Source organism: uncultured Ralstonia sp. (assembly GCA_913056305.1).
Taxonomy (GTDB): domain Bacteria; phylum Pseudomonadota; class Gammaproteobacteria; order Burkholderiales; family Burkholderiaceae; genus Ralstonia.
Genome location: CAJXMR010000254.1, coordinates 1 through 6102 on the forward strand (window position 1 = coordinate 1; position 6102 = coordinate 6102).

Sequence of the window (6102 nt, forward strand, 5' to 3'; positions counted from 1 at the left end):
TTGTCGCGCCAGGTGCTGGCCATCACATCGCCGGAGACGCGCTTGGCCTCTTCGGCAAACCATTCGATGAAGGACGCGCCGTAGATGATTTCGCCCTTGGCTTCGGCCAGGGGCTTGCCTTGCTCGGCGGTCATCAGGGCGCCGAGGTCGTCGGCGTGGGCGATCAGCAGGTCGAACCAGCGGCGCAGCAGGCCCGCGCGCTCCTTGCCCGTCAGCGTGCGCCAGGGGGCCCAAGCGGCATTGGCGGCGTCGATGGCGCGCAGCGTTTCCGCGTGGCCCAGGTTGGCGACGTCGGCCAAGTGCGCGTTGGTGGCGGGGTCGTGGACGGGGAAGGTGGCGCCGTCCGCCGCGCCCACCCAGGCGCCATCCACGTAGGACTGCGTCTTGACGAGGCTGCGGTCCGTGATGCGGTCGAGGGCGTTGATGGTTGCGCGGGTGGGGTCGAGTAGGTCGGACATGGCGGTCTCCAAAATGGAACGAGGCGCACCGGCCAGTGCACCTCGTGTATGCAGCAGTCGCTTAACTCGATAAGAATAACCGAACGACCGTTCGCCCGCAGACCAGGCCGCCAGGGCGCGTCGCTATTGGAAGAGCGTGTCCCACATGGCGTCCACCTTGTTCTTGACGGCCGCATCCATGACGATCGGCTGGCCCCATTCGCGCGTGGTCTCGCCGGGCCACTTGTTGGTGGCGTCGATGCCCATCTTGGAGCCCAGGCCCGACACGGGCGAGGCGAAGTCGAGGTAGTCGATGGGGGTGTTCTCGACCATCACCGTGTCGCGCGCCGGGTCGACGCGGGTGGTGATCGCCCAGATCACTTCCTTCCAGTCGCGCAGGTCCACGTCGTCGTCGACCACCACGATGAACTTCGTATACATGAACTGCCGCAGGAAGCTCCACACGCCGAACATCACGCGCTTGGCATGGCCGGCGTACTGCTTCTTCATGCTGACCAGCGCCATCCGGTAGCTGCAACCCTCGGGCGGCAGGTAGAAGTCGGCGATCTCCGGAAACTGCTTCTGCAGCAGCGGCACGAACACCTCGTTCAGCGCCACGCCCAGCACGGCCGGCTCGTCGGGTGGTTTGCCGGTATACGTGGAGTGGTAGATCGGGTCGCGCCGCATGGTGATGCGCTCGACCGTGAAGACAGGGAACCAGTCCTGCTCGTTGTAATAGCCGGTGTGGTCGCCGAACGGGCCTTCGAGCGCGTGCTGGTAGCCGCTCGGGTGCGTCGGGTCGGGCTGGATGTGGCCTTCGAGGATGATCTCGGCGCCGGCCGGCACCTGCAGTTGCGCCTGCGCGAGCGAGGGCGTGAGGCACGTCGCCAGCTCGGTCCGGCTGCCGCGCAGCAGGCCGGCGAACTGGTATTCGGACAGCGTGTCTGGCACCGGTGTTACCGCGCCGAGGATGGTGGCGGGGTCGGCGCCCAGCGCCACGGCAATCGGGAACGGCTGGCCCGGGTGGGCGATGGCGTGCTCGCGGAAGTCCAGCGCGCCGCCCCGGTGCGCCAGCCAGCGCATGATGACCTGGTTGCGGCTGATGACCTGCTGGCGGTAGATGCCCAGGTTCTGCCGCTTCTTGTGCGGCCCGCGCGTGATGACCAGCCCCCACGTGACCAGCGGCGCCGCATCGCCCGGCCAGCACGTCTGCACGGGGATGCGCGACAGATCAACGTCATCGCCTTCCCACACGATCTCCTGGCACGCCGGTGACGACACCTTGCGCGGCGCCATGTCCCATACGGCCTTGGCCATCGTCCACAGCTTGCCGGCCTCGCGCAGGCCGCGCGGCGGCTCGGGTTCCTTCAATGCAGAGAGCAGGCGGCCCACGTCGCGCAGCTCGTCGAGCGACTCCGCGCCCATGCCCAGCGCCACGCGGCGCGGCGTGCCGAACAGGTTGGCGAGCACCGGCATGTCGTACTTCTTGGCGCCATCCACGGGCTGCTCGAATACCACCGCCGGGCCCTCGGCACGCAGCAGGCGGTCACAGACTTCGGTCATTTCCAGCCGCGGCGACACCGGCACACGTATCCGGCGCAGCTCGCCGGTACGTTCCAACTGGGCGAGAAAGTCACGTAAGTCCCTGTATTGCATGGAAGTTTGTAACCAAAGGTAAGGGATAGTCGTCCTGTCATGCACATCGGCGGCCCCGCCAAATGGCCGCAGGAGACGATTTTTTTGACGTAGGCGGGGTGGCGGCGATTGTACGGCCAAAAGCGCACGACCCCCTGATGACAGAACGAACGGCGGGTCACCCGGTCAGAAAAACGGGGAGCAAATCATAACTTTCGAGTATAGAAAACGAATTCTTTATGATTGACTTGGTATAAAACGCTTCCTACAATCCAATCCGATCTGGTAATTGTTGCAACGCAACATGTTTTCGGCTATTGCCCTCGCCCTGCTCTCGTTCGTATGAGGGGCGACGCCAGAGCACTTCGCATCGCTGCGGGACGTGGCCTCCCCAAGGACACGCCCCGCAATTGTCTGGGCACACGGGGAGTGCCCCCAACAGATGCCGGCTGACTGCAACAGCGCGGCATCCTTACTAGAAACCGTTGCGATCGAAACGCACGGCGCCATGCAAGAAAAAGGCGCCCACCGAATCAGCGCAGCGGACGGAGGTAAGTATGAACGGTTGGAAAACCCTTCATTCTTCCGGGATCGGTCTGGCGCTGCAACGCCGGCTCGTCGCCCCGGTCGGCCGCCGCCTTGCGCGTGCTGGTCAAGTTGCGCTGCCGAGAAGGCTGCGCATGGAGTTGAACGCTGGGGGCGCCGCCGCGTCCCGCAATGCCTTGCATCCTGGCATCCTGCTGGTCTTCCGCAGCGGGCACGTCGTGCTGAACAGCATCGGCGTGCTGGTGGTGGTGGCGGCCATCGTCCTGTCGCTCAACAGCGAGTGGCGGGCGCAGGTGGCCCAGCGCGTGCTGCATTTCACGCCCGGCATGGACGTGAACCTCGCAACCGCCACGCCGGCGCCTGCCATTGCCGCGAGCGTGGAGCCTGTCGCCTATACGCCGGCGGCACCGTCCGCTGGCACGGCAGCGCCTGCCGCTGCGGCGGTCGCACAGGCCGGTCCGGCCCCGGCTGCCGGCTGGGATACGCTGTCCAAGGTGCCCTCCGTGGCCGAGCTGGCCGCGCAGATCCCGAGCACGCAGGTTGTGCGTGACGCGCGCGAGTCGGCCACGGCCGGCACACCGCGTGAGCAGGCCGCCGTGGCGGAGTACATCGCCCGCAAGTACCGCGTGGCGACCACCGCCACCGGTCAGCTGGTGAAGGCGGCCTACCAGACCGGCAAGGAAGTCGGCCTGGACCCGCTGCTGATCCTGGGCGTGATGGCCATCGAATCGAGCTTCAACCCGTTTGCGGAAAGCAATATGGGCGCGCAGGGCCTGATGCAGGTGATGACCAAGGTCCACCAGGACAAGTACGAGGTGATGGGCGGCGTTGGTGCCGCGCTCAACCCGTACGCCAACATCAAGGTCGGCGCGCTGGTGCTCAAGGATTGCATCGCCCGTGCCGGCTCGATCGAAGGCGGCCTGAAGCTGTATGTCGGTGCGGTCACGCAGGGCGACGGCGGCTACGGCGGCAAGGTGCTGCAGGAGCGTTCGCGCCTGCGCTCGGTGGCGACCGGCCACAAGTCGCCGGGGTCGATGGCGGCCGAGCGCGAGCCCGTCAAGGCGGCTGCGCCAGCGGAAACGCAGACGCAGGCTGCCAAGCCCGCCGCCAAGCAACCGCCGGCGGCTGGTCAGCAGGAAGAAGCCCATCTGGATGACAAGGCGCACAGCGCAGCGGCACGTCAGGGCCAAGCCTGACCGGATTTCGCTTCTATATAGAAAAGGCCGTCATTGCGACGGCCTTTTTCTTTGGGCGGAGACAGGGGGAGCTCAGCGCCGGAACAGCTTGGCGAGCCGCGCCACCGCCTCTTCCAGATGGTCCATCGACGTAGCGTAGGACAGGCGGATGTAGTGGTGCGCCGTATGTGGGCCGAAATCCAGGCCGGGTACCAGGACCACGCCCGCATCGTTCAGCATCGATTGCGTGAGCGCGTCGGCGTCGTGGGCGTTCGGATGGTTCACGCCGCGGCAGTCTGCATAGACATAGAACGCGCCGTCCGGCTTGACCGGCACCTTGAAGCCGAGCGATTCCAGCGCCGGTACGATGAAATCCCGTCGGCGTCGGAATTCCGCCTTGCGCTCTTCGTAGATGGCCAGCGCTTCCGGCTCGAAGCACGCCAGCGCCGCATGCTGTGCCACGGCGGAAGCGCAGATGAACAGGTTCTGTGCGACTTTCTCGAACTCCGGCACCAGCTCGGTGGGTGCCACCAGCCAGCCGAGCCGCCAGCCCGTCATATTGAAATACTTCGAAAAACTATTGATCGTGACGACATCGTCGCCGAACGATAGCGCGGAGACCGGCGCCTGGTCGTATGACAGGCCCTGGTAGATTTCGTCGACGATCGAGAAGCCGCCCTGCGCGCGTACCGTCTGCACGATGCGCTGCAGCTCGTCCGGCAGGATCGACGTGCCGGTCGGGTTGGACGGGGAGGCCAGCAGCACGCCCTGCGTGCGCTCGCTCCAGTTGGCGTCGACCTGGGCGGCCGTCAACTGGAAGCGCACTTCCGGCCCCGATGGCACCAGCTTCGCCGCGCCATCGAAGGCAGCCACGAAATGCCGGTTGCACGGGTAGCTCGGGTCGGGCATCAGCACCTCGCCGCCGATCTCCACCAGCACCGCGCACGCCAGCAGCAGCGCCGCCGACGCGCCGGCCGTGACGATGATGCGCTCGGGCGCGATGTCGAGGCCGTAGGTGGTCTGGTAATAGCGGGCGATTGCCTCGCGCAGCGGGCGGATGCCCAGCGCGCCGGTGTACTGCGTCACACCGCGCCGCATGGCGTCAGCCGCGGCGCGTACAACAGGCTCGGCCGCCGTGAAGTCCGGCTCGCCGATGCCCATGTGGATGATGCTGCACCCCGCCAGTTCCAGCTCACGGGCTTGCTTGGCCAACTCCATCACGTGAAAGGCGCGGATATTGGCCAGCCGGGCGGCTGTCTGCAGGCGGTGGGCGTTCATCGGAGCACGGAACGGTGAGGGGGAAGCGAACAGCCAAACGTCAACGGAGGGCCGCGATCAGCGGCGGGCGGCGACCTCGACGGCACGCACTTGCGCGGCCAGCTTGTCCAGCACGCCGTTGACGTACTTGTAGCCTTCCACGCCGCCGAAAGTCTTGGCCAGTTCCACGGCCTCGTTGATGACGACCTTGTAGGGGATGTCGACGCAGTGCACCAGCTCGTACGCGCCGACCAGCAGGGCCGCACGCTCGACCGGCGACAGCTCGGCGACCGGACGGTCCAGGAACGGCGTAAAGGCTTCGGTCAGCGTCGCTTCTTCGCGGATGGCGCCGTGCAGCAGCGCATCGAAGTGCGCGCGGTCGGCCTTGTTGAAGCCTTGCGCGTCCTGCAGGTGCGCCTCGACCACGCCCGGGTCGTTGCGGTTGAGCAGCCATTGGTACAGGCCCTGCAGCGCCAGTTCGCGCGCACGGCGGCGCGCGCTCTTGGCAGGCGCCTTGGGTTGCTTGGCCGGGGAATTGTCTTGCGTCATGGGAAAAGCCTTTGCGTGAATAACTGCGCTTATTCGCGCATTTACTCGTTTTCGTCGTCTTGGCCGTGGTCCTGCAGGCCGTCCAGGGCGGCGGTCAGGTTGGCCATTTCGACGGCGGTGCGGGCACAGTCGCGGCCCTTCTCGCGGGTGCGGGCGTGGGCCTGCGCGTCGGTGTCGGTGGTCAGGATGCCGTTGGCGATGGCGATGTTGAAGTCCAGGCCGACGCGCGTGATGCCGGCGCCGGACTCGTTGGACACCAGCTCGAAGTGATACGTCTCGCCGCGGATCACCGCGCCCAGTGCGATCAACGCATCGAACTGGCCCGATTCGGCCATCTTCTGCAGCGCCAGCGGCGCTTCCAGCGCGCCCGGCACCGTCACCAGCAGCACGTCTTCACCGGCCACGCCCAGTTGTTCGAGTTCAGCGACGCAGGCTTCGCGCAGCGCGTCGCACACGGGCTCGTTGAAACGCGCCTGGACGATGCCGATGCGCAGGCCTTCGCC

The 6102-nt window shown here is 66.5% G+C and carries 6 protein-coding genes; 1 reads left to right on the plus strand and 5 read right to left on the minus strand.

Annotation, left to right across the window (positions count from 1 at the left end; genetic code table 11):
- Both QZ609_RS23485 and ubiD read right to left on the minus strand, forming a co-directional pair.
- Nucleotides 1-458 (minus strand): aldehyde dehydrogenase family protein (locus tag QZ609_RS23485; RefSeq protein WP_295500001.1); only part of this gene is annotated, 458 nt, incomplete at its 3' end.
- Between the two features lie 123 nt (nt 459-581).
- On the minus strand, nt 582-2093 hold the full coding sequence (gene ubiD, locus QZ609_RS23490; protein ID WP_295500003.1) for a 4-hydroxy-3-polyprenylbenzoate decarboxylase: 1512 nt from the start codon (nt 2091-2093) through the stop codon (nt 582-584).
- Between the two features lie 536 nt (nt 2094-2629).
- On the opposite strand from ubiD, the gene QZ609_RS23495 reads away from it, so the two are divergent.
- Nucleotides 2630-3814, plus strand: a complete 1185-nt coding sequence (locus QZ609_RS23495; protein WP_295500005.1) for a lytic transglycosylase domain-containing protein — start codon at nt 2630-2632, stop codon at nt 3812-3814.
- Nucleotides 3815-3886: 72 nt separating this feature from the next.
- Here QZ609_RS23495 and QZ609_RS23500 read toward each other — a convergent pair whose 3' ends face one another.
- The 3 genes from QZ609_RS23500 to ribH all read right to left on the minus strand — a co-directional run.
- Nucleotides 3887-5071 (minus strand): pyridoxal phosphate-dependent aminotransferase, encoded by a 1185-nt coding sequence (locus tag QZ609_RS23500; protein ID WP_295500007.1) that lies wholly within the window; start codon nt 5069-5071, stop codon nt 3887-3889.
- Between the two features lie 57 nt (nt 5072-5128).
- The gene (gene nusB, locus QZ609_RS23505) at nt 5129-5599 is read right to left on the minus strand and encodes a transcription antitermination factor NusB (RefSeq protein WP_295500009.1); all 471 of its coding nucleotides are present in this window, start codon (nt 5597-5599) and stop codon (nt 5129-5131) included.
- Nucleotides 5600-5640: 41 nt separating this feature from the next.
- Nucleotides 5641-6102 (minus strand): 6,7-dimethyl-8-ribityllumazine synthase (gene ribH, locus QZ609_RS23510; RefSeq protein WP_295500011.1); only part of this gene is annotated, 462 nt, incomplete at its 5' end.